This window comes from Emticicia oligotrophica DSM 17448, from assembly GCF_000263195.1.
GTDB lineage: Bacteria > Bacteroidota > Bacteroidia > Cytophagales > Spirosomataceae > Emticicia > Emticicia oligotrophica.
The window spans coordinates 4772371-4798158 of record NC_018748.1 but is presented as its reverse complement, the minus strand read 5'-3'; the positions used below and the strand labels follow the sequence as shown (position 1 = coordinate 4798158).

Here is a 25788-nt window from a genome sequence, read left to right as displayed (position 1 = left end):
TAATCTATTTTCAAAGTAATTCCCAAACAAAATTTTTTAGAATATTATTTGCCTAATAAAAGTACAAACATTACTTTTACATTCATCAGAGTACAACAAATATCATCTTAGAAAAATACAAATTGGATTATGGAAGCAACTCTCTTCTCCGAATTCCCACAAATCACAAAAAATGATTGGTTGAACCAAGTGAACAAAGATTTGAAGGGAAAAAACTTTGAAGAAACGCTTATTTGGCAAACCCTCGAAGGATTTCAAGTACAGCCTTACTACTCAAGTGAAGATTTAGCAAATATACCTACATCGGCTATTCAAGCTGCTCAACGAGATAAAGCTAATGGTATTTGGCAAAATAGACCATATATTGAGTTTTCTGATGAAAAAACCACCAATTTGGCTATTATTAGTAGCTTAAAGAAAGGAGCTACGTCTATTTTACTTGATTTAGATAAGGTAGATATCGAAAACATAGATTTGGCTAAATTACTGAATAATATCAAATTGAGTGAAAGTCCAGTATTTTTCAAGACCTCAGAAGGACTAACACTATTGAATCAACTTTCAAAAGTAATTCCTTATTTACCCAAAGGAGGTATTCATTTCGATACCTTAGCAAATACATTTGCCGATGATTCTACAAAAATGAGTATTTATACTTGGGAAAATACAATAAAAATACTTAATGCTACCGCTCAATTTCCAAACTTTGGAGCTTTGGTGGTAGAGTCACATGTTTATCATAATGCAGGAGCCAATGCTGTTCAAGAATTGGCATTCACTTTAGCCTCTGCCGTAGAGTATTTAGATAAGCTAAGCGAACAAGGTTTAACCATCGAGCATATTGTTACGAAGCTAGAATTTTCGGTTTCTATTGGTACTAATTATTTTTTAGAAATAGCTAAACTTCGTGCATTAAGATTTTTGTGGAGTAAGATATTAGAATCTTATGGACAAGCTAATTTTATTAAAAAGTGCCAAGTACATGCTCAAACTTCAAGTTTTTATAATGCAGCATTGAGTCCATATACCAATATGTTGAGGGCTACTACCGAAGCGATGTCGGCAATCATGGGTGGTTGTGATTCATTGACAATTTTACCGTATGATGCTGTGCTTGATGAACAGCAACGCAGTGAATTAGGTGAGCGAATCGCTCGAAATATATCAATTATTTTAAAAGAAGAATCTTATCTCGATAAAGCCATCGACCCTTCTGCTGGTTCTTATTACATTGAAAATCTCACCTATCAATTATCTCTTGAAGCATGGAAAGTTTTCCAAGAAGTTGAGGCTAAAGGTGGAATGGTTGCAGCTTTTGAGCAAGGCTTTATTCAAGTAAATATTGAAAAAGCCTTACAAGCAAATGTCGAACGCCTGCAAAATGGCAAAATCATGGTTGGTGTTAATAAATTTAGAGTAGAGCCAGAAGCAAATTCTAAGAATTCTCTATCGGTTTCATCACAAAAATTACAATCACATCGGCTTTCCGAAGTTTTTGAATAAGTCTAGTATCTATGAAAATTTTATTAGCTCCCGATAAATTCAGAGGTTCGCTTGATGCCACGCAAGTTTGCGAAGCGATGTCGGCAGGTATTCGTATGGTTTCACCAACTATTGAAATCGTAAAGTTACCAATGGCTGATGGGGGAGAAGGTACACTTGATTTATTGCTTTGGTATTCGAAAGGTAAGAAATTCAATACTGAGGTAAAAGACCCTCTTGGAAGGCCAGTAAATGCAGAATATGGTATCTCTGCCGACGGAGAAACAGCATTTATAGAAATGGCCACTGCTTCTGGGTTAAGATTACTCAGTTCGAATGAGAGAAATCCATTATTGACAAGTACTTATGGCACTGGAGAGTTGATTAAGAAAGCAATTGAAGTTGGAGTCAAAAATATTATACTCGGAATAGGAGGGAGTGCTACTACCGATGCTGGTGTAGGTATGGCTTCTGCGTTAGGATGGAAGTTTTTAGATGAAAATGACCAAGAACTTGAACCTATTGGACAAAATCTTGTAAAAATTCAGAGGATTATTGCTCCTGATTCTGCCACTCAATTACCTAATATTACAGTTGCTTGCGATGTGACTAATCCATTATACGGAAAAAATGGAGCCGCTTATATTTATGGCCACCAAAAAGGGGCAGATGAACATGCCGTTAGCTTGTTAGATAAAGGTTTAGAAAACCTATCCAATATTTTTGAAAGAGATTTTAATCAAAATTTGAGCGAAATTGCTGGAGCAGGAGCCGCTGGAGGACTTGGTTTTGGGGCGATGGCATTTGTTGGGGCAGAGCTTAGAGAGGGTGTCAAACTTTTAATGGATTTTTGTGATTTCAATCAAAACTTACAAGGTGTAGATTTGATAATTACGGGAGAAGGAAAGATTGATAATCAGACATTACAAGGAAAACTCATTAAAGGTATTACTGACCGAGCAAATGAGGCTCAAATTCGAGTTGCAGCTATTTGTGGAACACTAGAAGTTTCTCCCCAAGAGCTACAAACAATAGGTATTCAATATGCTACTTCGATTCTCAATCGCCCGATGGATTTGGCCGATGCTTTAAAATATGGCTACGAGGGCGTGCAAAATGCTACTTTTTATTTGGTAAATTTGCTTCATTATTCTAAATGAGTGAAATTTTCATTCAACCACATTAAGTTTCTCAAATTAAAAGCTTATGAAAGTTACAGGATTTACAATAATCCGCAATGCCAATAAATACGATTACCCAGTAATAGAAGCAATTACATCTATTTTACCTCTATGCGATGAATTCGTAGTAGCAGTTGGTAATTCAGAAGATGGTACACTGGATTTAATTAAATCTATAAAATCTGATAAAATCCGCATTATTGAAACTATTTGGGACGATTCATTGAGAAAAGACGGTAGGGTATTGGCCATAGAAACAGATAAAGCTTTGGCTGCCATCAGTGATGATACCACTTGGGCTTTTTATATACAAAGCGATGAGGTTGTGCATGAAAAATATCATCAAACGATTCGCGAGGCTATGCTTCAGTATAAAGATGATATAGCAGTGGAAGGCCTTTTATTCAAATATACGCATTTTTATGGGGCTTATAAATATGTAGCAGATTCTAGAAAATGGTATCGGAACGAAATACGTATTATTCGTCATACAAAGCAAGTGGTTTCCTATCGAGATGCTCAAGGTTTTAGGAAAAATGATAATAGTAAATTAAGAGTTAAACCAATTGAAGCCCACATCTATCATTATGGATGGGTGAAGCCACCTCAAAAAATGACCGATAAAGTTCGTGGTTTATCTTATTTTTGGCATACAGACCAAGAACTTGATGAACAACAACCTGCCAACGTTGATTTTGATTATTCAGGAATAGATTCATTAACACTATTTAAAGGCACGCATCCCAAAGTTATACAGCCCCGAATTGAGCGTATGAATTGGGCTTTTGATTTTGATATCAAACAAAAAAAGTATTCATTAAAAAATAGAATTCTGATGAGATTTGAGCAGCTAACTGGTTGGCGAATAGGAGAGTACAAAAATTATATTAAAATTTAAACCTTTATTTTTCGGCATAATAGAATAATTCCAGATGAAAGAAAAACAAAATTGGCTTGTATTCACCCAAATTGGTATGCAGATGGCCCTTACGATTGGGCTAGGCACTTGGGCAGGTTATTGGATTGATGGAAAAATGGCCAATAAAAACCCAATAGCTACGCTTATTTGTTCTTTACTTTCAATCGGAATCTCATTGTATAATGTGATTAGGCAAATCCCTAAAAATTAAAATCCTTATTCATGTTGCGTACACTTATCTTCACTGTATTTTTTATAATTGTATTTTTTTTAGCCAAATATTTTGGAGTAGATTCTTTCTTACATCCGAAGCGTTGGTTGATATTAGGTTTCTTTGTAGCTTTCTCATTTTTGATGCACCGACTCATTGATATGGGTTTACAAGGAAAAGAGAAAAATTTTATTGCCTTTTACCTTGCCGCTACCGTTTTGCGTCTGATTTTGAGTTTAGTATTTATAGGTATCGAACTCTATTTCGGACTACAACAGCAGGAATTATTTATAATTAACTTTTTTGTACTATATTTATTTTATACAGTGTTTGAGATTTGGAATTTAAGTCGTAACTTGCGGCAAAATTCAGGAAAGTGATTTGCTCACTCATTAATTGACCGAATAAATACAAAAAAAATGTTGCGTAAGATTACAGGTAAACTCCTACTCGTTCTTTCATTATCGGTATTTTCTTTCAGTTTTTCTTTTGCTCAAGAAGGGCATGAAGCTACCCATGAAAACCACGAGTCTAAAGAAGCTACACACGAAGAAGAAAAGTTTGACATCGGTAAGATGATTATGCACCACATTGCCGATTCTCATGAATGGGAATTCGCACATGGTCTTACAATTCCTCTTCCAGTTATTCTTTACACAAAACAATACGGTTTAGAAGTTTTCTCTTCAAAGAGATTCACTGAAGGTAATGGTGTATATAATGGATACATCAATTTGCATGAGCATATTCACCGTTTAAATCCACAAGGTGGCCTCGACGAAGAAGTGCATGTAATAGATTTATCAATTACTAAGAATGTTGCTTCAATGATTTTGAGTGCAATTATTTTAGTAACTTTGATGAGTACGGTAGCCAAAGGTTTTTCACAAAACCGTGGAAAAGCTCCAAAAGGTATTCAATCATTTTTAGAGCCAATCATTATTTTTATTCGTGATGAAGTGGTTAAACCAAACATCGGCCCAAAATATGAAAAATATCTTCCTTATTTATTGACTCTATTTTTCTTTATCTTAATCAATAACCTTTTAGGTCTTCTACCTGGAGGTGCCAACCTTACTGGTAATATTGCTATTACACTTTTCTTAGCGGTCATTACCTTTATTCTTACACATGTGAATGCCAATAAACATTATTGGATGCACTTAGTGAAGCCAGAAGGTGTGCCTGCGGCTATGTTACCGTTGATGTGGGTGGTTGAAATCGCTGGGGTATTTATGAAGCCAATGTCGTTGACTATTCGTCTTTTTGCTAATATCACTGCTGGTCACATCATTATCCTTAGTTTATTAGGTTTGATTTTCATCTTTCAGAGTGCTGCGGTTGGTGGAGTCGTAACATTGTTTACATTGTTCATGAACCTAATCGAGTTAATGGTTGCTTTCTTGCAAGCATTTATCTTTACATTGTTATCATCAATGTATATTGGTAGTGCTATCGAAGAACACCACGAAGCTGACCACGGTCACTGATAAATTCATGAAGATTTAATCTTCAGAAAAAACATTCATTTGCATTTATTGTTTCACTTATATAAATTTTAATTATCATGTCTTTCTTACAAGTTCTTTTACAAGCTGCCGCTGATGGCGGACGTGGTCTTGCTGTTATGGGTGCTGCTGCTGGTGCAGGTCTTGCTGCTATTGGTGCAGGTCTTGGTTTAGGTAAAATTGGTAGCAGTGCATTAGAAGGTGTTGCACGTCAACCAGAAGCTGCTAACAAAATCCAAACTATGATGATTATCATCGCAGCCCTTGTAGAAGCCGTGGCATTGTTTGCAGCAGTAATCTGTTTGTTGATTTCTTTCAAATTAGCGTAAGAATCAACATGGTGAGTAATCACCGTAAACAAATCATTTAGTATTGATAACCTGCTCCGTTCACATTAGGTGTCGGTGCAGGTTTCAACACTTCTACGTTTTCTTGAATAACGAAATTAAAAATTTTAATACACTATAAAGTTGAAAGCTAGCTAATTAGTGCTGTTTTTATATAGTGTAAAAAATTAAAATAAACTTTAAATATCATTAATTTTTATAATTTTATAAAAACATGGAATTGCTAACCCCTGCCGTTGGTCTGTTATTTTGGATGGCATTAGTTTTCGGAATCTTAGTACTTTTGTTGAAAAAGTTTGCTTGGAAACCAATTTTATCAGCATTGAAAGAACGTGAAGATTCAATTGAGTCAGCTCTTCGTATGGCAGAGGAAACACGTGCGGAAATGGCAAAATTAAAAGCTGATAACGATAAAATTTTAGCTGAAGCTCGTGCCGAACGTGATAAAATGATTCGTGATGGTAAAGATGTAGCAGATAAATTAATTGCTGAAGCGAAAGATAGAGCCGTAGCTGAAGGGAATAAGATTATTGCTGATGCACGTGAGGCTATCCAACAAGAAAAAACTGCTATGATTGCTCAAATGAAGAAAGACTTGGCTACATTCTCAATCGAAATTGCTGAAAAAGTACTTCGCAAAGAATTGGCGGATAAAAAATCGCAAGAAGATTTAGTTTCTTCATTAATTTCTGAAGCTAATTTGAACTAAAAGTTGTATATTTTATACAAGTAAAATATACCTTACTTGGTAAAACTCAATATTTTACGAAATTAGTGCAAAGTTTTGCGAAAAATTCTTAATCAAAATTTGTTTTATTGGAACACTCGGTTGTAAATTTGTATAGGTGAACCTATAATGCCTCCGAGAACTCGCTAAAAATACAATGGCAGACTCAATAGTTGCTTATAGATATGCTAAATCATTATTTGATTTAGCAGCTGAACGAAAAGTTGTTGATGAAGTAAACAACGACATGCATTTGTTCAAACAGATTTGTGATGAAAACCGTCAATTTTTGGTGGTATTGGGTAATCCAATCATTCGTCACGAACAAAAATTCGGAATTTTGAAAAAAACTTTCGAAAAAAATGTTCATCCTGTGACTTTCTCAATTTTTAGCGTCTTAACTAAAAAGAATAGAGAAAACCTCATATATTCAATCGCTGAAGAATTTGGTAAACTTTACAATCAGCAAAAAGGAATTCAAAAAGCAGTTGTTACTACTGTAACGCCTTTGACAGATAGTCAAAGAGATGAATTCAAAAAAGTTGTAGCTGAAGCAACGGGTAAAACAGTTGTTTTAGAAGAAAAAGTTAACGAAAATCTCATTGGAGGTTATGTGCTAAGTATCGGTGATACGCAAATTGATACTTCAGTTAGAAAGAAATTAAATGAGTTAAAGCTTCAATTGGCTTAAGCTCCAAAAATATTAGTTTTCATGGCTATAAAGTTGAGAAATACCCCACCCTTTGGTGGGGTTTTTTCTGATACATAGTTTAAGAAAATTTTGTAGATACAAGTTTTCGATTTATCTTGCCTACACGCAGTTCACACACAATACACTAACTTCTTATTTCCCTTCTAATTTTTATTAATTTCTTCATAGTTTATGGAGAAAACTTCCTGTTTCCCGAATTAAATATTTACTAATAAAAAGGTATATGAGTATTTCCTCATACGAAAATGCAACCATTGTAAATTTTTACAGTGTTGTTGAGAAACAAGGTGATTTAGAGAGTCAAATACCCTTGTATTTATCAAGAATATCGGCTGGTTTTCCTAGCCCAGCTGATGATTATGTAGAACTAAAAATTGATTTTAATGCCCTTTTAGTCGATAAGGCACATGCTACCTTTTGTGTAAGGGTTAAGGGAAATTCGATGGAAGGAGCAGGTATTTTAGATGGAGCCATTTTAATCGTTGATAGGTCTAAAGAACCAGCTGATGGTAAAATTGTAGTAGGGATTGTCAATGGAGAATTTACGGTCAAACGTATTTTGAAATCCAAAAAGGGTATTTGCTTGGTGGCAGAGCATCCGGCCTATGACCCAATTTGGATTAAAGAAGGCATGGAATTTCAAGTTTTTGGGGTGGTTACTTATATTATTAATCGAGCAAAATGATTGCATTAGTAGATTGTAATAATTTCTATGCTTCTTGCGAACGACTTTTTAGACCTAAGTTAGCAGAGAAACCTGTGATAGTTTTATCGAATAATGATGGTTGCATCATTGCTCGCTCAAATGAGGCTAAGGCCTTAGGTATTGGCATGGGAGAACCTTTCTTCAAGGTGAAAGAATTAATAGAACGCCATGATATTGCTGTATTTTCTTCTAATTATGCTTTGTATGGAGATATCTCAGATAGAGTGATGAAAACACTTTATGAGTTTGCTCCACAAATTGAAATTTATTCTATTGATGAAGCATTTCTTGACCTTAGTAATTTACGGCATACTGATATTTTTGAGTATTGTCAAATGATTCGTGCAAAAGTAAGGCAATATACTGGTATTCCTGTTTCAATTGGTATTGCTCCTACCAAGACGCTTGCTAAATTGGCAAATAATTACGCAAAAAAGCATAGAAAGGAAACAGGTGTATGTATTTTAGACAATGACGTAGATACCCAGATAGCCTTGCAAATGACAAAAGTGGAAGATATTTGGGGAATTGGCCGACAATACACGAAGTTTTTAATGCAGAACCATATCAATACAGCCTATGATTTTTTGCAACTACCCCAAAATTGGATTTTAAAAAATCTTAAGATTGTGGGATTAAGAACCCAAAATGAACTGAATGGTAAACCCTGTATTTCTTTAACGTTAAATCCTGAACCAAAAAAATCAATTTTGAGTTCTCGTTCATTTGTGAAGAAAATTTCAACGATTGAGCCAATGAAAGATGCCGTGGCTTGTTTTGCTGCTCGTTGCGGTGAAAAACTTCGTCAACAGGGTAGTTGTGCGAGTTTATTGCATGTTTATATACAAACGAATCCTTTTCGACCAGAGGAAAAACAATATTTTAATTCGATAGTCATTCAGTTAGCCATACCCACTTCATATACACCAAGTTTGATTGAGGCAGCTCATAAGGCATTAGCACGCATCTATAAGGATGGCTACCGATATAAAAAAGCAAGTGTGATGGTTAGCGGAATTGTCCCTAATAATCAGTTACAAGCGAATTTATTTGAAGAACAACTCCAGACACACAGAGAAAGAACGCTTGTTCATAAAATGGATTCTCTGAATAAATTGATGGGCAGAGATAAGATAAAATTTGCCGCACAGGGTAATTTGTGGAAATATCAACCTGACGATTCAAAAAAATACGTAAGCCCAGCCAATTGTTACACAACTCGGATTCATGAAATACTGACAGTAGATGAAAAATTGCACGAAAAATATTAAAAAACAAGGGTGAAGTTGTTTCAATCGTTCTGAATTTTTAATTTATATTGATCATTTCATTAATGATTTTCTTCTAATAAATTCCCAATTACAATTATTTCAGCCCCTGCTTCATAGGCATATTGTTGTTTTGGGTGCATGGTTCACCACTAACTAATTAATGAATTAAGGATATTCGCTTTTACTGATTTAATTTTATCTGCATTTATGGCTTAATCGACAATTTCAAGAGTTATTGAATAATGCTTTTAATTTTATTAGAAATAAAACTGTTTGAATTTAAGTAAAAGTGACTAATACTGTCATGAAATGTTATCTAACACAAATTTTACAGAAAACTCAAGCCATTTTAATAAGACATGTTGTCCTTCTATCAAAGTATTTACCTGCTCAATATTTAATCTTTTTTTGAAATTTAAGATTTTGTTCAAGATAAGGAATTTACTCTTATTTAGGAGTAATTTATATAAATAGATTCATTTCATGAAAAAATATAACAATAATAAGTTTTGAAAAATAAATGAATAAAATTGATTACCGATTAATAAATAAGTACAAAAAAACTTGTTTAAACGGATTTATTTGGCAAAATTTGTTTATCAAAACAATACTATAATAGTGTGTTTAGATGTATAATGCTTTTGTAAAACAAGGAAATTGAGACATAATATTAGGTAATTTTGTCTAAATAGAATAAAATTCACTAGCATCATTCAAATTTTTTAAAACGAGATAAAGCACACAGAAATACAGATTTTACAATTCGCGATAATGATACGAATAAAGTAAAAAATGGTTTCAATTGAGTATTTTATCGAGAAGCAAACCCAAAGTAAAAAGTAAAAATTGAACCTAATATGTGGTTTTCTGCTTCATGTTATTCAATTCGTGATTGCTATAAAGTTTATAGTGTAAGTCCACATTCGACTATAAAATTTATACTTTCAGAAAAAGATAAATTTGTACAAAAAAATAAATTGAACGTCTGTAAATAGCGTAGGTGTATAGCTGAAAAAAATATGCTTTTGTCAGTACAAAATGCTAAAAGGGCATGATACACCATGTTTATACCTTTGAAACAAAAGAGATTTTGACTGTGAACGAATTTTCAAGGAAACTAATCATTCATTAGTTTTGAGCAAATTAGTAACCTTTTATTTCAAGCTGACGCCTTTATAATTTGAATAAATACAGAACCAAAACTATACTTAACATAAAATCTACTCTTTATTTTTATATTTTAATTTCAAATGTCTATGAAATCTATTAAATTTTCATTTTTCATCAAGTACTCCGTAGTGTTCACACTTGCTTTTGTTTTAGTAAACTGTAAAAGCAATAAAGTTGATGTAGTAGAAGTACCAGACTTTAGTAAGACCTTTACTGGGGTAACAGTAACGCCTGTGACAATTACCCAACCGGCTCCAACTACCTACACGCCTCCTGCCCTTGTTGTTCCTGCTACATTGACTACATTAGCTGCATCAGCTACGACAACGACTCCTCCTCCGGCATTGACAGCGAGTGTTGCTAAAATTGATACGACCATTACGAAGGCTGCTGCTGCAGTGATTACACCTACCGTAATAGCCGATATAAAAGCTGGAAAGGCTGTCCCAGCAAATGTTGAGAAAGCTTTAAGCGATATTATAAAAACTGGAGCCTTAGATGGGTTTTTTCCTAAAATCACTCCTCCTACGGTAGATGGAACACCGATAAATGGTAGAATTGCGGGGGCTTCTGGTAGTATAGACGTTATTAGAGGTGGTACAGAAATGTTTAGTACTGCAAACGCTTGTAATGATGCCATTAAAAAAGCCTTCGATGATGCAAAGAAAATTTTAGATGATGCTTTGGCAGCAGAAAGCACAAAAATTACAGCAGCTTACACAGAAAATATAAAGGCTGCAGCCTTGACAACAGAAAGACAAGAAGCATTGAAATTTAGAAATGATCAATTAGCATTTTTGAGTCAGATCTTAGATAATGCCCTAAAAAACTTTCCAAGTTTTATGGCACCTGCTATTCTTGCACTTTATGTAGAAAATGTTAAAATAGTTGAATCTTTTTATAGCCTTGCAGTTAAAGCTTTAGATGCAAAAGCAAAAGCGATAACCGATAAAGCAGCTGCTGCAAGAAATGCTGATACTAAAAAAGTGACAGACGAATATAATGCCAAACTTGCTGCCGCAAAAAAGGTTTTTGATACAGAAAATGCCAAATGCCATAACCAAGGTGGTGGGAATTAATATTTTTAATTGTACTTTGAAAGAACGAGCCAGAAAATTAATACTATTAAAAACACTATTGGTTTTTTGGCTTGTTTCTTTACAAGGATATGCTCAAAGAAATATTTCGGGTAAACCAGGATATTTTAATGTACCTTCAGCGGTAAGCATTGAAGATGGTTTACTTTGTTTAGGTTATACATACAACCCCAAAGCCTATAGTCTGAGAAGCCCAGGGAAATTACCCGAACAAATTCTTTATGCCAATCTTGTGATTCTCCCAAATTTAGATGTTACGTTTTCATTGCTACAAATGAGAAGTAATGGTAAAAGACTGAAAAGTGAAGCTTTGGGTGACCGGCAATTTGATATTAGATGGCGAGCTGTAAAAGAAAAGAAATATATGCCTGCCATCGCCTTTGTATTGACTAATCCTTTTACCATTGATGGAGCGATGATTACACAAGCCATCGTGGCTACCAAACAATTTCAAATTAACCAATTGTGGAAAGCTGAGCTAACTGGTGGTTATGGTTCTAAATATTACATTGGAAGAAATGAAAAAAATGCAAATAATGGCAATGTTTTTTCAAAGTTCATTATATTGAACAAATCAACAGATAAATTCAAGAATAGATATTTGGTAGGGGCTATTGCAGGTGGGAAATTAGTATTCAAAAACAAGATTGGTGTAATGGCAGAATGGGATGGTTTAAAATTGAATGGAGGGGCTTTTGTTCAGTTGTTTAAACACTTAAATTTCCAAGCAGGGATGCTAAATGGTGACCAATGGATGTTTGGGGCTTCTTTTCAAGGAAATTTAAACGCTAAAACAAATAATTAAGCCGTGAATAAAATAGGATTAATTTTACTCTCTATCGTTTTGCTGTGCAATTACAGTTATGCTCAAAAGGTGCTAAAATCTTTTGAAAACATAGCAAAAGTTGATAGTAGTATTTATTTTGAAAATAGAACCTTGAGAAGTCAAGTAGTCAATTTTGCCAACTTAAAAGAACTTGGTTTTAATGAGGCGATTCCTATGATTCATGGTATTCCTGTTGCTAGCTATCGTATTGACAAATTAGGCAATATTCAAGTGGCAGAAGCACGGGATTTTCCCAAGCATTTGAGAAGTAAAAGATGGAATTATAAATTAGATTTTGTTTTAAAACCTCAATTTTCAGCAAGTTTTGGAAATCCCGAAAAAGCAGTGGCAAATAAAACAAACCTATTGCTCAATACCAATATTGTATTAGCTCATGGATTTTCCGTATATACTGGAGTAGCATTTCCAATAATCAATAATCTAACCAGCCAGCCATTAAATATTAGACCCGCCCCAACTTTCATTAGCCAGTTTATTGGGCTTAAAAAATTCCAATATATTTCATGGTCAATGGGGCTATTTTATCAAGACCGATACGGTTTAGATATTCAGTACCAAAAGGCAAATCCCAATGCTAAAATATCTTATGGAATAGATATTAATTATTCAGGACTTTATTATTGGTATCCAAAGAGAGAATTTCGATATACTGGACTGAAGGATTTTTCGACTTTGGCTAATGCTTCTTGGCGATGGGAAAAATATAGTTCGCAAGTGCGAATGACAGCAGGAAGGTTTTTACATGGAGATTTGGGAGCAAAATTAGAATTTGTACGCCAATTTAAAAAAGCTGATATTGGATTTTTTGGAGTTTCTACTACCAACGGTAGTACTGTAGGGTTACATGTTGCTTTTGCGATTGCCCCGGGAAGTATCGCACAAAATAAATATCTGAGAATCCGAACCACTGAAGAGTTTGTTTGGGATTATTATTATTCAAATGGTTTTTTTATTGGGGAGCGGTTTAGAACCAACTTCAGATTAGACGAGCGACTTTCACTTTATAATAGAAACTATTGGAGTCAATTTTAGAAAAAAAAGTGAAAATGGATAATTGACAAAAAAAATCTTTTTCTATTTAGAATAATTCAGAAACGAAAGCATCTTAAACACTATTAAACATTTTAACACTACTTTAACGGTATTTATTTAAAAATATATTAGATTTGATATATTTAATATGAAAACAATAATACTAACATTATCTTAAAATGATGAATCCTTACTTTCGTCCTATAGCAAAAAAAATATTTTCATTTTGCTTTTTTGTTTCAACCCTAATTTATTTGCAATCCTGTATTACTACTCCACCAATTGCGTACTTTCAAACAAGCGATTCACTTAGATTTCAACAATTATCAAAAATTCAACCCAAAATATCACGTATCCAAAAAAGTGATATTTTGGCGATAACGGTTGGTTCATTAAATGAAGAATCAAATGCAATATTGAATTTTGCAAATGTTAATGCTTTGACTACAACTACGTTTCCCAATATTCAATTAGGACAGCGTGGACAGCCTTTAGGCTATTTAGTAGATTCAACGGGTCATGTTGAAGTCCCCTTTGTTGGAAGGGTAAAATTAGTTGGTATGACCTTAGAGGAAGCAGCTAGTGTTGTCAGAAATGAGGTTGAAAAATCGTTAAAAAATCCAGCTGTGAACGTTCGTTTTCTAAATCATAAATTTTCAGTATTAGGTGAAGTTAACCGCCCTGCCACTTATAATTTGTTGGATGATCGCACAACTCTACCCGAGGCTTTGGCTATGGCTGGTGATTTGACCGTGTATGGAAATAGAACAAATGTAATGATTTTGAGAGAAAATAATGGCATTAGAGAAGTGGCTAAAGTTAATTTATTAACCCAAGAAGTTCTTAATTCTCCTTATTATTATTTGCAGAATGGTGATTTGATTTATATTGAACCAGTGAAATCTAAAGCTACCTATACTGAACAAAAAGTACAGCTTGCTCCAATTTACACAAGTATTGCTACAACAGTAATTGTTTTTGGTACTTTACTTGTTAATTTATTCAAATAATATTTTCCAACTAATCAGGATAGATTTAGCAGACTTTGATTGTCTATAAAATTAATAATAAAATAAAGTATGAACAACTTTGAATTTTTTCAAGAAAAAGAAGATGCATTTGATTTGAAACTTTTTTTTCTAAAATACTTGCGTTATTGGTACTGGTTTGTGTTAGTCTTGTTACTAACATTAGGTACTGCTTTTTTTTATCTACAATATGCGGTTCCTGTTTATGATATTTCGGCTACTATTTTGATCAAAGATGAAAAAAAAGGTTCAAGTGCAGGGAATGAAATTTTGAAAGATTTGGATATGTTTAGTGGTAGTAAGATTGTAGAAAATGAAATTGAAGTATTTAAATCAAAAGTATTGGCAGAAAAAGTAATTGATGAACTTAATTTAACTGTTTCTTATTATTCGGAAGGATGGATTCGTGATACTGAATTATTTAAAAAAAGTCCAATTACTCTAAATTATGTTAGCTTAACAGAAGTTGCTTACAAAGACCCTCTCTATATAAGATTAGTTGATTCTCAAAATTTTGAGCTTTTGGATGAAAATAAAAGTTTAATTGGAAAATATTTGTATACACAAGCTTTAAGTAATAGCTATGGACGTTTTAGAGTTTTTTTGAATAATCCTAAAGCCAAAAGTGGTGATTTGGTAAAGATTAAATTTGGGCATCGAGAAGAAATGGTGGAAGCTTTTACAAAAGATATTAAAGTTAATTTGGTTAATGTTAAAAGTACGGTTTTAGAGTTAGGAATTGAAAACCCCTTACCCGAAAAAGGCAAAGCTATTTTGGCTAAATTAATTGAGGTGTATACTTTTTCTTCATTGGAAGATAAAAATAGTGAAGCAACTGCTACACTCAGATTTATTGGTGAACGTTTACAGTTAATTACGGGAGAACTGAAAGATGTAGAAAAAGATGTGGAGGTATATAAAACTACTCAAGGTATTACAGATTTAAGTACTGAAGGTAATCTTTTTTTAGAAAAAGTAAAAGAAAATGATGCAAAATTAAGTGAAGTAGATATTCAACTGAAAGTTTTAGAAGGGGTTGAAAGATATTTAGCAAGTGGGCAGAATAATGTTGCACCCGCAACATTAATGGTTAATGATCCTATATTAACTTCATTTATTGAAAAATTAGGAGAATTAGAACTTCAGCGTGAAAAAATTTCTAGAACAGTACAGTCTGGTAATCCATTTTTGGAAACTATTAATACGCAAATTGCAAATACCAAACAAGCCATTCGCGAGAATGTAACTAATCAAAAACGAGGTTTAATCATTACAAAAAATGGCTTACAAGGTAATAATAACCGATTTGAAAGTGCTATTCGCACAATCCCAAGAAAAGAACGTGAATTTGTAAATATCCAGAGACAACAAAATATCAAGGAAAGTTTGTATCTTTTGCTATTACAAAAGAGAGAAGAAACTGCTTTGTCTTATGCATCTACAGTAACGGATAGCAGAGTTGTTGATAGTCCTCATTCAACACCAAGACCAGTTAAACCGAAAACGATGATTGTTTATTTAGTTGCCTTATTTCTTGGAATAATTATTCCAGCGGGAGTAATCAATGTTAGAGAAATATTGAATGATAATGTTCAATCAAGAAAGGAAATCGAGAACATAACAGGCTTATCAATATTTGGTGAAATTGGTCAGAAATCAAAAGAAATAGATGGGTCATTGATTGATGTAAAAAGTAGAAGTTTTATTTCTGAACAATTTAGAAGCCTTCGAACAAATCTTCAATATATCAATTCTAATAATAATGGAAAAGGTACTGTTCTACTATTTACATCATCCACAAGTGGGGAGGGTAAAAGCTTTGTTACACTTAACTTAGCAGCAAGTCTAGCTTTTTTAAATAAAAAAGTTGCTATTTTAGAATTGGATTTGCGTAAACCTAAGATTTCTTCTTATTTAAATGAAAGTCGTGAATTTGGGATTTCTAACTATTTAGTAGGCACAACCAATGAAACGGATATAATTAAAACGACTTCGGTTAACAATTTATTTTTGGTATCGAGTGGACCAATCCCACCAAATCCTGCTGAACTATTATCCAATGGCAGAATTGAAACTTTAATAAATGTATATAGAGAAACATTTGATTATGTATTAATTGATTGCCCACCTGTTGGATTGGTAACGGATGCCATGCTTCTAATTCCTTTTGCTGATGCTTGTTTTTATTTAGTTCGACATGAAATAACAAAATTACAAAATTTGAATGTACTTAATGACCTTAAAAAATTTGAGAAAATAAAATCATTGAATATCATATTAAATGGAGTAAATTATAAGAATAGTCAAGAGTATCGTTATGGATATGGATATGGATATGGGTATGGATATGGCAGGGGGTATTATATAGAAGATTTTAAAAAAATGAGCTTAAATAGAAAGATAAAAAGAGTATTAAGTTTATTTAAATTTATAAATAATAAAAAATAATTTTTTTATTATTTATAAATGTTTAAGATAAATACTTAATCTTTTTATTACATAAATAGTATGTTTTTGTAATATTTTAAGAACCTAACACCATTCACTAAATTTTGTTTTTGATATAAAAATTTCTTTATATATTTATCAAAGTCAATGGTATTATTAACCTGAGTAAACATTAGACTATTGGTTTGAAGCACAAATCTGAGTTTAAGGCTCTTTTTAATTCTTGTGAAAATGTATATTTTTATTCTTAATTGTTTATTTGATTAGACAAATGATATGTAGTATTATAATCAGAGCTTTTAATGAAGAAAAACACATTGGTAAATTAATCAGTGGAATTCAGTCTCAATTAACTAATCACGAAATAGAGATAATTTTGGTTGACTCTGGTTCTACTGATAATACAGTAGAAATTGCTGAATCGATGGGGGCTTCAGTAATTTCTATATTACCAGAAGAGTTTTCTTTTGGTTTTGCATTAAATAAAGGATGTGAATTTGCTAAAGGAGAGATTTTGTTGTTTGCAAGTGCTCATGTATATCCAGTATATACCCACTGGATCGATAAAATGATAGAGCCCTTTAATGATTCAAAGGTTGCTTTAGTCTATGGTAGGCAGATAGGATATGAGCAAAGTAAATATTCAGAACAGCGTTTACTTGCAAAGTGGTTTCCTCCTTTCTCAAATTATAATCAGTTACACCCTTTTTCAAATAATGCAAATACTGCAATACGAAAAGCTTTATGGATTGAACAGTCTTATGATGAAACTTTGACAGGCTTAGAAGACTTAGATTGGGCATCAAAGATATTGAAAAAAGGTTATAAATTGGTCTATGAATCAGAAGCCGTGATTGTACATATTCATGAAGAAACACCAAAAAAAATTTTTAATAGATACTATAGAGAAGCCATTGCATTTAAAAGAATCGTACCTTATGCCAAGTTTGGTATTTGGGATTTCTTTTATTTGTCTATAACAAATATAATCAGTGATTATTATTTTTCGATTATTGATGGTGTTTTCTTAAAAAACATAGCTGATATACCAGTTTTTAGAATATTACAATTTTGGGGGACTTTAAAAGGGTATAATCATTCGGGTAATGTTGATAATTCACTTAGAACGAAATTTTACTATCCAACTAATTTTCTAAAAAAGCAAAGACCTGCCGAGATTTCTGCACCTAAAATACAATATTCTGAATAGATAATTAACTAAGGTTCCAATATTTATATATAAAATAATCATTATGAAGTATAAAGTTGTTGCTATCGTTCCTATGCGTCATTCAAGTGAACGTGTGAAAGGTAAAAATTATCGTGATTTTGCTGGCAAACCTCTTTATCATAGAATTGTTGACAGCCTTTTGGCATGTAATAAAATTGATAAAGTAGTGATTGATACTGATAGCCCGATAATAATTGAGCAAGTTTCGAATTTATATCCTGAGGTTATTGTATTAGAAAGGCCTGAACACCTACGTGATGGGGCTATTCCAATGAATAATGTATTGTTAAATACTTGTAATTCTATTGAGTCTGAGTTCTATCTTCAGACTCACAGTACTAACCCAATTCTTTCATCAGAGACAATTTCAAAAGGAATAGAAGATTTTATAAAATCTTATCCTATTTATGATAGTATGTTTACAGTTACTCGCGTGCAACAACGTTTATGGGATCCGTTAGCAAGAGCAATTAATCATAATCCTGCTATTTTATTAAGAACTCAAGATTTACCTCCAACCTATATGGAAAATTCTTGTATGTATTTATTTACCAAAGAAACCTTAATTAAAAAATTTAATAGAATTGGTGATAGACCTTTTTTGTATGAAATTCCTGAAATTGAAGCTCAAGATATAGATGTTGAATTAAATTTTAAAGTAGCAGAATTTTTGTTTAAAGAACTTTATCCTGGAAAATAATAATGAAAGTATTAATAAGTTGCCCTCCAATGCTCAAAAGAATTGATGAATTTCGTTCTTTTTTTGAAGAAAAAAATATTGAATTAATTATTCCAAATATAGTTCAAACACTTTCAGAGGAAGAGTTGGAAGAAATATTACCAACTGTCGATGGTTGGATTATTGGTGACGATCCAGCATCTGAAAGAGTTTTTACCGCAGGTAAAAAAGGTAAACTAAAAGCGGCTGTGAAATGGGGAGTTGGGATTGATAATGTTGATTTTGCAGCTTGCAAGAAACTAGGAATCCCAATAATAAATACACCAAATATGTTTGGTGCCGAGGTTGCTACTGTTGCAACTTCTTATGTTTTAGGTTTGGCTAGACAAACATATTTCATTGATAGAGAAGTAAGAAAAGGAAATTGGGTGAAACCAGCTGGCAGATCTTTATCAGGCTTAGTAGTTGGTCTTATTGGATTTGGAGATATAGGAAAAGCTACTGCACGCTTTTTGAAAGGCTTTGATATGAAAATCAACATTTATGACCCTTTTGTAAATAAAGAAGAATCAGATTTACAAAATTATAACTTTCTAAGTTTCCCTGAAAAAATAGAAGAAGCAGATTTTGTAATAACTACTTGTGCTTTGACACCTAGTACTCGTAATATGGTTAATGCTGATATTATAAATAATATGAAAGATGGTGTATATATCATTAATGTTTCGAGAGGAGGTATAGTGAACGAAGCAGATTTGTTGGTAGCTTTGCAATCTGGAAAGGTTGAAGCAGCAGCATTAGATGTTTTTGAAACAGAACCATTTCCAATTGATTCTGGCTTGAGGGAGTTTGATAAATGTATATTTGGAACCCATAATGGTTCTAATACAATCGAAGGGGTACGTCGAGCAAGCCACCAAGCAATTAGTTATTTATTTGAATTTTTAGGGGTTTAAAAAACTGTAATGAAACAAAAGAGCATATTAATAACGGGGGTTTTAGGTGGAATAGGTAGTTCAATTGCCAAAATGTTCAAAGAAAATGGCTATTTTGTATATGGATTAGATATTAGACCTGAACAAGTTGACTTTGTTGATAAACTAATAGTTTTCGACCTCAATATGTATTGTTCTGATTATCAGTATAGGGACAAATTTATAAATTATTTTGATAACAATATTTCGGCATTAGATGTACTTGTAAATAATGCTGCAGTTCAATTGTTGGATAGATTAGATGATTTAAAATTAGAACATTGGCAAGAAACTTTGAATGTAAATCTAACAGGACCTCTATTGCTAAGTCAATTATTTTTAACTCGATTAGAGCAAACACAAGGTTGTATTATTAATATAGGTAGTATTCATCAACAATTAACCAAACCACGTTTTATTAGTTATGCTACTTCAAAAAGTGCTCTAATCGGACTAACGAAAGCATTAGCTGTTGATTTGGAAGGAAGAGTTAGAGTTAATGCAATAAGCCCAGCAGCTATCCAAACTGATATGCTATTGGCTGGCTTTGATGGCAATGAAGAAGCTTTAAATCAACTAAGGATGTTACACCCTGTTCAAAGAATTGGTTATCCTAATGATGTAGCAAAGCTTGTTTTATTTTTAGCTTCCGAAAACTCAGGTTTTATACATGGTGCAAACTTGTCTTTAGATGGAGGAATTAGCTCGGTTTTAAAGGATTTGTAGTCTGGAATGTAGAAATATTTAATCTTGATATCTAATGAAGAATTTCATCTTTATTTGTTGTTCTTTCATTTTAATTCAACATTCTTTTAGTCAGAAAGGAGAGATAAGTATTTCGTCAAGGTTTTTTCATCCCACAAGTAAAAATGATACTTTGAGTACACTAAATATTATTGATAAGCTAAGTGTGACTCAAATTGATTGGATGTATTGTTCAGATAGTAGTAAAATAAAGCTTCTAAAAGATAGAAACATTAAGTTTAGTTTAGCTATTAATCCTCAGGTTCCTGATTCAGGAGAGTATACTATAAGAGGAAGAATCATTGGATTAAATGATGTAAAATATGTTGCTCCATGGATGAAAGTTTGGAATCAAAAAAATCCCAATTGGGGTTGTGTAAATTCTCCCTTTTTTAATGATTTATTTATAAAAAAAACTAAACAGTTAGTTGATTTAGGACCTTATGCTATATTAGTCGATGATTCAAGATTTAATGAGCAATCACTTGAATCTGGAGGATGTTTTTGTGAGTTTTGTGTGAATAAGTTTACTCGCTACTTAATAGACTTAGGACATAATGAAATCAATGATATATTTAATTACAAGGAGTATTTGAATTCACAAGGTATAAAGGTGTTTAAATACAAAGATAATACAATATTATACCGAAAGGAGTTTTGTGATTTTCAAAGAAAATCTGTCATTGAATTTTTAAATAATTGGAAAGAAACAATTAAAAGTTATTCTGGAAATATACAGTTAATTACTAATAACTACAGAGGAAAGTGGGATTCTATTTATAGTATATTTGATGGAGGAATTTGCGAAATAGTTACAGATTCACTAACCGATAGATATTTCCAGAGAATTGTAAAAATAAATAATGAGTTAAAAAAATCTCAATCTTTTACTTTAGTTTCAAATGACATTGATTTAAATCTACAATTTCTTTTATTGTGTAAGAAATACTCTATTACAGCGATTGCACCTTGGGATGTCTTTATAGGAACAGGGAAAGATAATAAACCAATGAGATATTATTTAGATGTTGATATTTTAGCCACTTTGTATAAAAACTACTCTTTATTCAAAGGTTATAAAATAATTAGAAATAAGGATTACAGTTTACTTACTTTGCAATTCAAAAAAATATCAAATAAAAAATATATAATAAGAAATAAAGAAGATTAATGAAAATAACCTGTTTGGATAAAGAAAATGATAAAATTTGAAAAAATTTGGAATTCCCCGACATTCACTACATGGGCAAGCTTTTTATCCAAATCTGCAAATATTATTCTAATTACACCATTAGTTCTGAACCGTTTTAAAGCAGGAGATGTGAATTATTGGTATTTTATTTCGATAATATTGTCTCTATTAGTTTTACTTGATTCGGGTTTTGGTTCTGCATTTGTAAGAATTATTGCTTACGGATCTTTTAAGAATATTACTACTGATAGTGAAAAAAAAGATGCTTATCAAGATTATATAAAAAGAATATATGGTATAATGAGGTGGATTTATAAAATTTTATCCATTATTTCTTTACTTACTTTAAGCACTTTTGGAACTTGGTTACTTATTGATATTATAAATAAAACAACTGATTACTTTAATGCTTTAGTAGTTTGGGTGTGTTTTGTGGTTACTTTTCCATATTTATTGTGGGGAAATATTTATTTAAATCTTCTGCAGGGAGCTAATCTTATACCCTTGGTAAGAAGATGGGATACTCTATTTAATTTAATAAGCACTAGTTCAATTGTAATATATATTTTTACTTTTCAAAGTAATATTTTCAATGTTATTTTAATTAATCAATTTTGGCTAATGATTGCCGTTGTAAGAAATTCTTTATTAGTAAAAAATAAGTTTCCAGATATAAACCTGAAAAGTTTTAAGTTTTCTAAAAAAGATGAGATTTTAAAGATGGTTGTCCCAAGTGCTCTTAAAAGTGGTTTTGGTATATTATTATCACAGGGAGTTGTTCAGTCTTCAGCATTTATATATGGGCAAATTGCTAACCCCCAGCTACTAGGCTCTTACTTAGTAGGCCTAAACCTAATACAAAATATTAGAAATTTTTCACAAGCACCGTTTTATAGCAGAATTCCTCTGCTCTCATCATTATACAGTAAAGGAGATATGAAGGAACTTGCTAATGTCAGCATAAAAAATATGAATTTGGTATATTATTTTTTTACCTTTTTTGTGCTCTTATTTTCCTATTTTAGTGATATTATCTTTAAAATAATTCATTCTCATGTAGATTTTCCCTCCAAAGGATTATGGTCATTACTTGGAATAGCTTTTCTTATAGAAAGATATGGTGCAATGCATCTTCAAGTATATAGTACAACAAATAAAATAATATGGCATTATCTAAATGGTATAACAGGTGTTTTAATGATAATATCATCAGTTTTATTATTTAAGTATATTGGTGTTATGTCATTTCCAATTGGTATGATAATAGGTTATTTACTCTGTTATTCTTGGTATGCACCATATAAGTCATACCAATTATTGAATGTGAACCCATTAAAGTTTGAAATGAAAGGTATTATACCTTGCATAATTATATTAGTAATCAATTTTTTAGCTCTTGAATTATTATGATTGTACATCATTGAGTGTTAATTGAGCATCATTTTAACAATTACGATAAATAAAAATTTTCATTTTAATTAATAAGCGTGTATGGAACAGTTATATACAAAATACCTAAGTGCTACGACCCTAAATCATTATTATGAAGGGATGAGACTTGTCTTAGGTAAGTTGAAGTTTGATTTGTTTTCCAATAACTATTTTGGGAATTATCAAAAAATTAAAAAGTTAAAAAACAGGTATGCGGGAAAAAAATGTGTGATACTATGTAACGGGCCCTCATTAAATAATGTAGACTTCGATATGTTGAGTCAATCAAATGTTTTTACAATTGGGTTAAACAAAATAAATTTGTTATTTGATAAAACACAATTTAGACCAAACTTTATTGCTTGTGTTAATCCATTTGTACTTGAACAAAATAAGGATTTTTTTATGGCGACATCAATACCTCTTTTTTTAGATTTTGCTGCTTTTAAACAATGTAAATTGAGAGTTAAAGATTTCAATAAAAATTCGCAATTACATATACTTCATAGTTCTACTCTACATGGAAGATTTGCAGGAGATATTTCTTCATCAGTTTGTCAGGGTTCAACAGTCACTTATGTTGCACTTCAACTTGCGTTTCATTTGGGCTTTGAAGAGGTTACTTTGGTAGGTTGTGATCATAGTTTTGCATCAAAAGGTTCTCCAAATAAAACAATTAAGTTGGACACTCAAGATAATAACCATTTCGATCCAAACTATTTTACAACCAAAGATTTATGGCAACTTCCTGACCTTTTAAGTTCTGAATATCATTATCAACTGGCAAGAGAAACATACTTGAATGCAGGGAAGAAAATTTATAATTCAACGGAAGGCGGTTTATTGGAGATTTACGAGAGAAAAAGTTTGAAAGATTTTTTAACTGATTAATTATATTTACAAATATGAGATTTGTCTTTTTATATATAGTAATAAAATTTATTTCTAAGCTACCATTTCATACTCTAAGAGTATTATTAATTAGAGCTTTGGGAGCAAATATTGGTACATCTGTTGGTCTTTACAGAGGCTTTGAAATCAGAAGTCCAATGAAATTACACATTGGGAATAGCTCAATCATTGGACATGATTGTATTTTAGATGCTCGTAAAGGTTTAAACATTGGGTCTAATGTAAACATAAGTTCTCAAGCAATTATTTGGACGTTGCATCATGATGTTCAAAGTTCTGATTTTAAAGAGGTTGGTGCCCCAGTAGTTATTGAAGATTATGTATGGATTTGCTCTCGAGCAATAATTCTTCCTGGAGTTAAAATTGGAAAAGGTGCTGTAGTTGCTTCAGGTGCAGTAGTAGCGAGTAATGTAGAAGCTTATTCCATTGTAGGGGGTATACCTGCAAAAAAAATTGGAATAAGAAGTGCAAATTTGGATTATGATTTAGGGAAGAATATCGCCCCAATAATATGAAGAGTATAATTATATTTGTATGTTAGTTCTTTTGATTTAATGATAAATTAAAAAGCTACAAAAAAGAAAATTTGAGAATAAAATTATTAATATAGAAACTTTATGCCATTTGATATTTTTACCATATTTTTAATTTTATTGCATAGTTCAGCTTTAGGAAAGATAATTCTTCTAAAATTATTAATGAATAGTTGTGTTTTATATCAAATTTTGAAACAATTTAACAGTGTTTCAAAATTTTGTACTAGCAAAAATAATAAAAGTTTAATTGGAATAATGATACTTTTTTTAATATCACTAGTTCGTACTTCAAACCCATCTTTAGATTTTTTTAATATCCTTTATAAATTTTTAACCAATTTATTGATGTTCCTTTACATTATTACAATTGGTTGTAAATACATTAGATTAGGGACTTTTTTTGAGTTTCAAAATATTTTACAAAAATTGATAATTTTTCCTTTTTCAATTTTCTGTTTTATTAACTTTATACTATATTATTTTCAGATAAAATTAGACTTAGACGAAGCAATCAGCTATCAAGAAGCTAGTCCAGCTTTATTATTGGCAAATATTGGAATAAATATTTTAAGGGTAAAGTATCCTCTTGCTACAGGATATAACAGCTTCGCAAGTGTTATTGGTCTTGTTTTTATGTTACAAATATTGTTAATATTATTTACTAAGTTTTCAGTAATCAGAGTAATTTGTCTTACACTTTTACTTATAACTCTTGTGCCCATTGACTCTCGAATGTCAATTTTTATTCCAATTCTTATCTCTTTATTTGTATTTTTATTTAAAGGAAGTAGTTTTTCATACAATAGAATCTTATTTTCAATTAGTCCTTTTATATATTTCATTCTTCCTGTGGTATTATCGGTAATAATGCCAATTCTACTTGGCAATGTTAATAATTTACAAAGAGGGGATGATGAGTCAGAGCTAATCAGGTTTACAATTTGGACTGTGTCCTTAAATTTTTTCTTATCTTTTGAGATATTTCAATTAATAGGATATGGAGAGTTTGGGCATTTTGGCTCAAATATATCACTACAGTGGGCAAATATCTTTTCTTCTTGGACAAATAATAATTTAATTACAACACATAATTCAATTTTTGCAATTCTTTTCGACATGGGTTATATCGGACTTATTTGTTTTATGCAGTGTAATTTCAGAATTATATATCTTATTAAAAAATTATATTCTTTATTTAGACTAGAATCTATTATTGTAGGAAGTATGCTGTTGTATTGTAGTATTGTTGGTAGTACAGAAAGCTTAATGGGTTTTTATTTCCCTAACTTTCTACTAATATTTTTTATAGTTTCTGTTTCTTTTTTTCAGCTTGCAACCAAGGTGAAATTTGATTGATTGGGTCTGAAAAATACACTTTGAAAAACTTTATCCATCATTATTAG

General features: G+C 31.7%; 25 protein-coding genes. All 25 read left to right on the top strand.

What is annotated here, in order from left to right:
• Positions 1-129: 129 nt before the first annotated feature.
• The gene (locus EMTOL_RS19900; RefSeq protein WP_015031128.1) at positions 130-1503 is read left to right on the top strand and encodes a methylmalonyl-CoA mutase subunit beta; all 1374 of its coding nucleotides are present in this window, start codon (positions 130-132) and stop codon (positions 1501-1503) included.
• An 11-nt stretch (positions 1504-1514) separates the two neighbouring features.
• Positions 1515-2642, top strand: coding sequence for a glycerate kinase (locus tag EMTOL_RS19895; RefSeq protein ID WP_015031127.1), 1128 nt, complete (start codon positions 1515-1517; stop codon positions 2640-2642).
• A 46-nt stretch (positions 2643-2688) separates the two neighbouring features.
• Positions 2689-3561, top strand: a complete 873-nt coding sequence (locus EMTOL_RS19890) for a glycosyltransferase family protein (protein WP_015031126.1) — start codon at positions 2689-2691, stop codon at positions 3559-3561.
• Between the two features lie 34 nt (positions 3562-3595).
• Positions 3596-3793 carry an AtpZ/AtpI family protein gene (locus EMTOL_RS19885; RefSeq protein ID WP_015031125.1) on the top strand — a complete coding sequence of 66 codons (198 nt, stop codon included), beginning with the start codon at positions 3596-3598 and terminating at the stop codon, positions 3791-3793.
• An 11-nt stretch (positions 3794-3804) separates the two neighbouring features.
• Complete coding sequence (locus EMTOL_RS19880; protein WP_015031124.1) at positions 3805-4173, top strand: hypothetical protein; 369 nt, start codon at positions 3805-3807, stop codon at positions 4171-4173.
• Positions 4174-4212: 39 nt separating this feature from the next.
• Entirely contained in the window at positions 4213-5283 is a 1071-nt protein-coding gene (gene atpB / locus EMTOL_RS19875; protein WP_015031123.1) for a F0F1 ATP synthase subunit A, read from the top strand.
• A 77-nt stretch (positions 5284-5360) separates the two neighbouring features.
• The gene (gene atpE / locus EMTOL_RS19870; RefSeq protein WP_015031122.1) at positions 5361-5630 is read left to right on the top strand and encodes an ATP synthase F0 subunit C; all 270 of its coding nucleotides are present in this window, start codon (positions 5361-5363) and stop codon (positions 5628-5630) included.
• A gap of 232 nt (positions 5631-5862) precedes the next feature.
• On the top strand, positions 5863-6357 hold the full coding sequence (locus EMTOL_RS19865; RefSeq protein ID WP_015031121.1) for a F0F1 ATP synthase subunit B: 495 nt from the start codon (positions 5863-5865) through the stop codon (positions 6355-6357).
• 175 nt (positions 6358-6532) lie between these two features.
• A complete protein-coding gene (gene atpH, locus EMTOL_RS19860; protein ID WP_015031120.1) occupies positions 6533-7066 on the top strand; it encodes an ATP synthase F1 subunit delta in 534 nt (177 codons plus the stop codon).
• Between the two features lie 244 nt (positions 7067-7310).
• Positions 7311-7772, top strand: a complete 462-nt coding sequence (locus tag EMTOL_RS19855; RefSeq protein WP_015031119.1) for a LexA family protein — start codon at positions 7311-7313, stop codon at positions 7770-7772.
• A complete protein-coding gene (locus EMTOL_RS19850; protein ID WP_015031118.1) occupies positions 7769-9064 on the top strand; it encodes a Y-family DNA polymerase in 1296 nt (431 codons plus the stop codon). The genes EMTOL_RS19855 and EMTOL_RS19850 overlap by 4 nt, the downstream gene beginning before the upstream one ends.
• Before the next feature lie 1256 nt (positions 9065-10320).
• Positions 10321-11313, top strand: a complete 993-nt coding sequence (locus EMTOL_RS19845) for a hypothetical protein (RefSeq protein WP_015031117.1) — start codon at positions 10321-10323, stop codon at positions 11311-11313.
• Positions 11279-12136, top strand: a complete 858-nt coding sequence (locus tag EMTOL_RS19840) for a YjbH domain-containing protein (protein WP_052315414.1) — start codon at positions 11279-11281, stop codon at positions 12134-12136. Before EMTOL_RS19845 ends, EMTOL_RS19840 begins: the two co-directional genes overlap by 35 nt.
• Before the next feature lie 3 nt (positions 12137-12139).
• Positions 12140-13210: a YjbH domain-containing protein gene (locus tag EMTOL_RS19835; protein WP_015031115.1), complete on the top strand. Its 1071-nt coding sequence runs from the start codon at positions 12140-12142 to the stop codon at positions 13208-13210.
• A gap of 254 nt (positions 13211-13464) precedes the next feature.
• Positions 13465-14220, top strand: coding sequence for a polysaccharide biosynthesis/export family protein (locus EMTOL_RS19830; protein ID WP_305953283.1), 756 nt, complete (start codon positions 13465-13467; stop codon positions 14218-14220).
• Positions 14221-14289: 69 nt separating this feature from the next.
• Positions 14290-16686 (top strand): GumC family protein, encoded by a 2397-nt coding sequence (locus EMTOL_RS19825; RefSeq protein ID WP_015031113.1) that lies wholly within the window; start codon positions 14290-14292, stop codon positions 16684-16686.
• A gap of 271 nt (positions 16687-16957) precedes the next feature.
• The gene (locus EMTOL_RS19820; RefSeq protein ID WP_015031112.1) at positions 16958-17896 is read left to right on the top strand and encodes a glycosyltransferase family 2 protein; all 939 of its coding nucleotides are present in this window, start codon (positions 16958-16960) and stop codon (positions 17894-17896) included.
• Positions 17897-17939: 43 nt separating this feature from the next.
• Positions 17940-18617, top strand: coding sequence for an acylneuraminate cytidylyltransferase family protein (locus EMTOL_RS19815; protein WP_015031111.1), 678 nt, complete (start codon positions 17940-17942; stop codon positions 18615-18617).
• A gap of 2 nt (positions 18618-18619) precedes the next feature.
• Positions 18620-19552, top strand: a complete 933-nt coding sequence (locus EMTOL_RS19810; protein ID WP_041693692.1) for a phosphoglycerate dehydrogenase — start codon at positions 18620-18622, stop codon at positions 19550-19552.
• 9 nt (positions 19553-19561) lie between these two features.
• The gene (locus EMTOL_RS19805) at positions 19562-20296 is read left to right on the top strand and encodes an SDR family NAD(P)-dependent oxidoreductase (protein WP_015031109.1); all 735 of its coding nucleotides are present in this window, start codon (positions 19562-19564) and stop codon (positions 20294-20296) included.
• A gap of 34 nt (positions 20297-20330) precedes the next feature.
• Complete coding sequence (locus tag EMTOL_RS19800) at positions 20331-21485, top strand: hypothetical protein (RefSeq protein ID WP_015031108.1); 1155 nt, start codon at positions 20331-20333, stop codon at positions 21483-21485.
• A 27-nt stretch (positions 21486-21512) separates the two neighbouring features.
• Entirely contained in the window at positions 21513-22916 is a 1404-nt protein-coding gene (locus tag EMTOL_RS19795; RefSeq protein WP_015031107.1) for a lipopolysaccharide biosynthesis protein, read from the top strand.
• 81 nt (positions 22917-22997) lie between these two features.
• The gene (locus EMTOL_RS19790; protein ID WP_015031106.1) at positions 22998-23828 is read left to right on the top strand and encodes a 6-hydroxymethylpterin diphosphokinase MptE-like protein; all 831 of its coding nucleotides are present in this window, start codon (positions 22998-23000) and stop codon (positions 23826-23828) included.
• 14 nt (positions 23829-23842) lie between these two features.
• A complete protein-coding gene (locus EMTOL_RS19785; protein ID WP_015031105.1) occupies positions 23843-24364 on the top strand; it encodes an acyltransferase in 522 nt (173 codons plus the stop codon).
• Between the two features lie 102 nt (positions 24365-24466).
• Complete coding sequence (locus EMTOL_RS19780) at positions 24467-25741, top strand: O-antigen ligase family protein (RefSeq protein WP_015031104.1); 1275 nt, start codon at positions 24467-24469, stop codon at positions 25739-25741.
• Positions 25742-25788 lie beyond the last annotated feature (47 nt).

What these genes read in the sequence shown, in the direction of transcription:
- EMTOL_RS19900 (WP_015031128.1), top strand. Translation starts at nt 130, where the DNA reads ATGGAAGCAACTCTCTTCTCCGAATTCCCACAAATCACAAAAAATGAT.
- EMTOL_RS19895 (WP_015031127.1), top strand. Translation starts at nt 1,515, where the DNA reads ATGAAAATTTTATTAGCTCCCGATAAATTCAGAGGTTCGCTTGATGCC.
- EMTOL_RS19890 (WP_015031126.1), top strand. Translation starts at nt 2,689, where the DNA reads ATGAAAGTTACAGGATTTACAATAATCCGCAATGCCAATAAATACGAT.
- EMTOL_RS19885 (WP_015031125.1), top strand. Translation starts at nt 3,596, where the DNA reads ATGAAAGAAAAACAAAATTGGCTTGTATTCACCCAAATTGGTATGCAG.
- EMTOL_RS19880 (WP_015031124.1), top strand. Translation starts at nt 3,805, where the DNA reads ATGTTGCGTACACTTATCTTCACTGTATTTTTTATAATTGTATTTTTT.
- atpB (WP_015031123.1), top strand. Translation starts at nt 4,213, where the DNA reads ATGTTGCGTAAGATTACAGGTAAACTCCTACTCGTTCTTTCATTATCG.
- atpE (WP_015031122.1), top strand. Translation starts at nt 5,361, where the DNA reads ATGTCTTTCTTACAAGTTCTTTTACAAGCTGCCGCTGATGGCGGACGT.
- EMTOL_RS19865 (WP_015031121.1), top strand. Translation starts at nt 5,863, where the DNA reads ATGGAATTGCTAACCCCTGCCGTTGGTCTGTTATTTTGGATGGCATTA.
- atpH (WP_015031120.1), top strand. Translation starts at nt 6,533, where the DNA reads ATGGCAGACTCAATAGTTGCTTATAGATATGCTAAATCATTATTTGAT.
- EMTOL_RS19855 (WP_015031119.1), top strand. Translation starts at nt 7,311, where the DNA reads ATGAGTATTTCCTCATACGAAAATGCAACCATTGTAAATTTTTACAGT.
- EMTOL_RS19850 (WP_015031118.1), top strand. Translation starts at nt 7,769, where the DNA reads ATGATTGCATTAGTAGATTGTAATAATTTCTATGCTTCTTGCGAACGA.
- EMTOL_RS19845 (WP_015031117.1), top strand. Translation starts at nt 10,321, where the DNA reads ATGAAATCTATTAAATTTTCATTTTTCATCAAGTACTCCGTAGTGTTC.
- EMTOL_RS19840 (WP_052315414.1), top strand. Translation starts at nt 11,279, where the DNA reads ATGCCAAATGCCATAACCAAGGTGGTGGGAATTAATATTTTTAATTGT.
- EMTOL_RS19825 (WP_015031113.1), top strand. Translation starts at nt 14,290, where the DNA reads ATGAACAACTTTGAATTTTTTCAAGAAAAAGAAGATGCATTTGATTTG.
- EMTOL_RS19820 (WP_015031112.1), top strand. Translation starts at nt 16,958, where the DNA reads ATGATATGTAGTATTATAATCAGAGCTTTTAATGAAGAAAAACACATT.
- EMTOL_RS19815 (WP_015031111.1), top strand. Translation starts at nt 17,940, where the DNA reads ATGAAGTATAAAGTTGTTGCTATCGTTCCTATGCGTCATTCAAGTGAA.
- EMTOL_RS19810 (WP_041693692.1), top strand. Translation starts at nt 18,620, where the DNA reads ATGAAAGTATTAATAAGTTGCCCTCCAATGCTCAAAAGAATTGATGAA.
- EMTOL_RS19805 (WP_015031109.1), top strand. Translation starts at nt 19,562, where the DNA reads ATGAAACAAAAGAGCATATTAATAACGGGGGTTTTAGGTGGAATAGGT.
- EMTOL_RS19800 (WP_015031108.1), top strand. Translation starts at nt 20,331, where the DNA reads ATGAAGAATTTCATCTTTATTTGTTGTTCTTTCATTTTAATTCAACAT.
- EMTOL_RS19795 (WP_015031107.1), top strand. Translation starts at nt 21,513, where the DNA reads ATGATAAAATTTGAAAAAATTTGGAATTCCCCGACATTCACTACATGG.
- EMTOL_RS19790 (WP_015031106.1), top strand. Translation starts at nt 22,998, where the DNA reads ATGGAACAGTTATATACAAAATACCTAAGTGCTACGACCCTAAATCAT.
- EMTOL_RS19785 (WP_015031105.1), top strand. Translation starts at nt 23,843, where the DNA reads ATGAGATTTGTCTTTTTATATATAGTAATAAAATTTATTTCTAAGCTA.
- EMTOL_RS19780 (WP_015031104.1), top strand. Translation starts at nt 24,467, where the DNA reads ATGCCATTTGATATTTTTACCATATTTTTAATTTTATTGCATAGTTCA.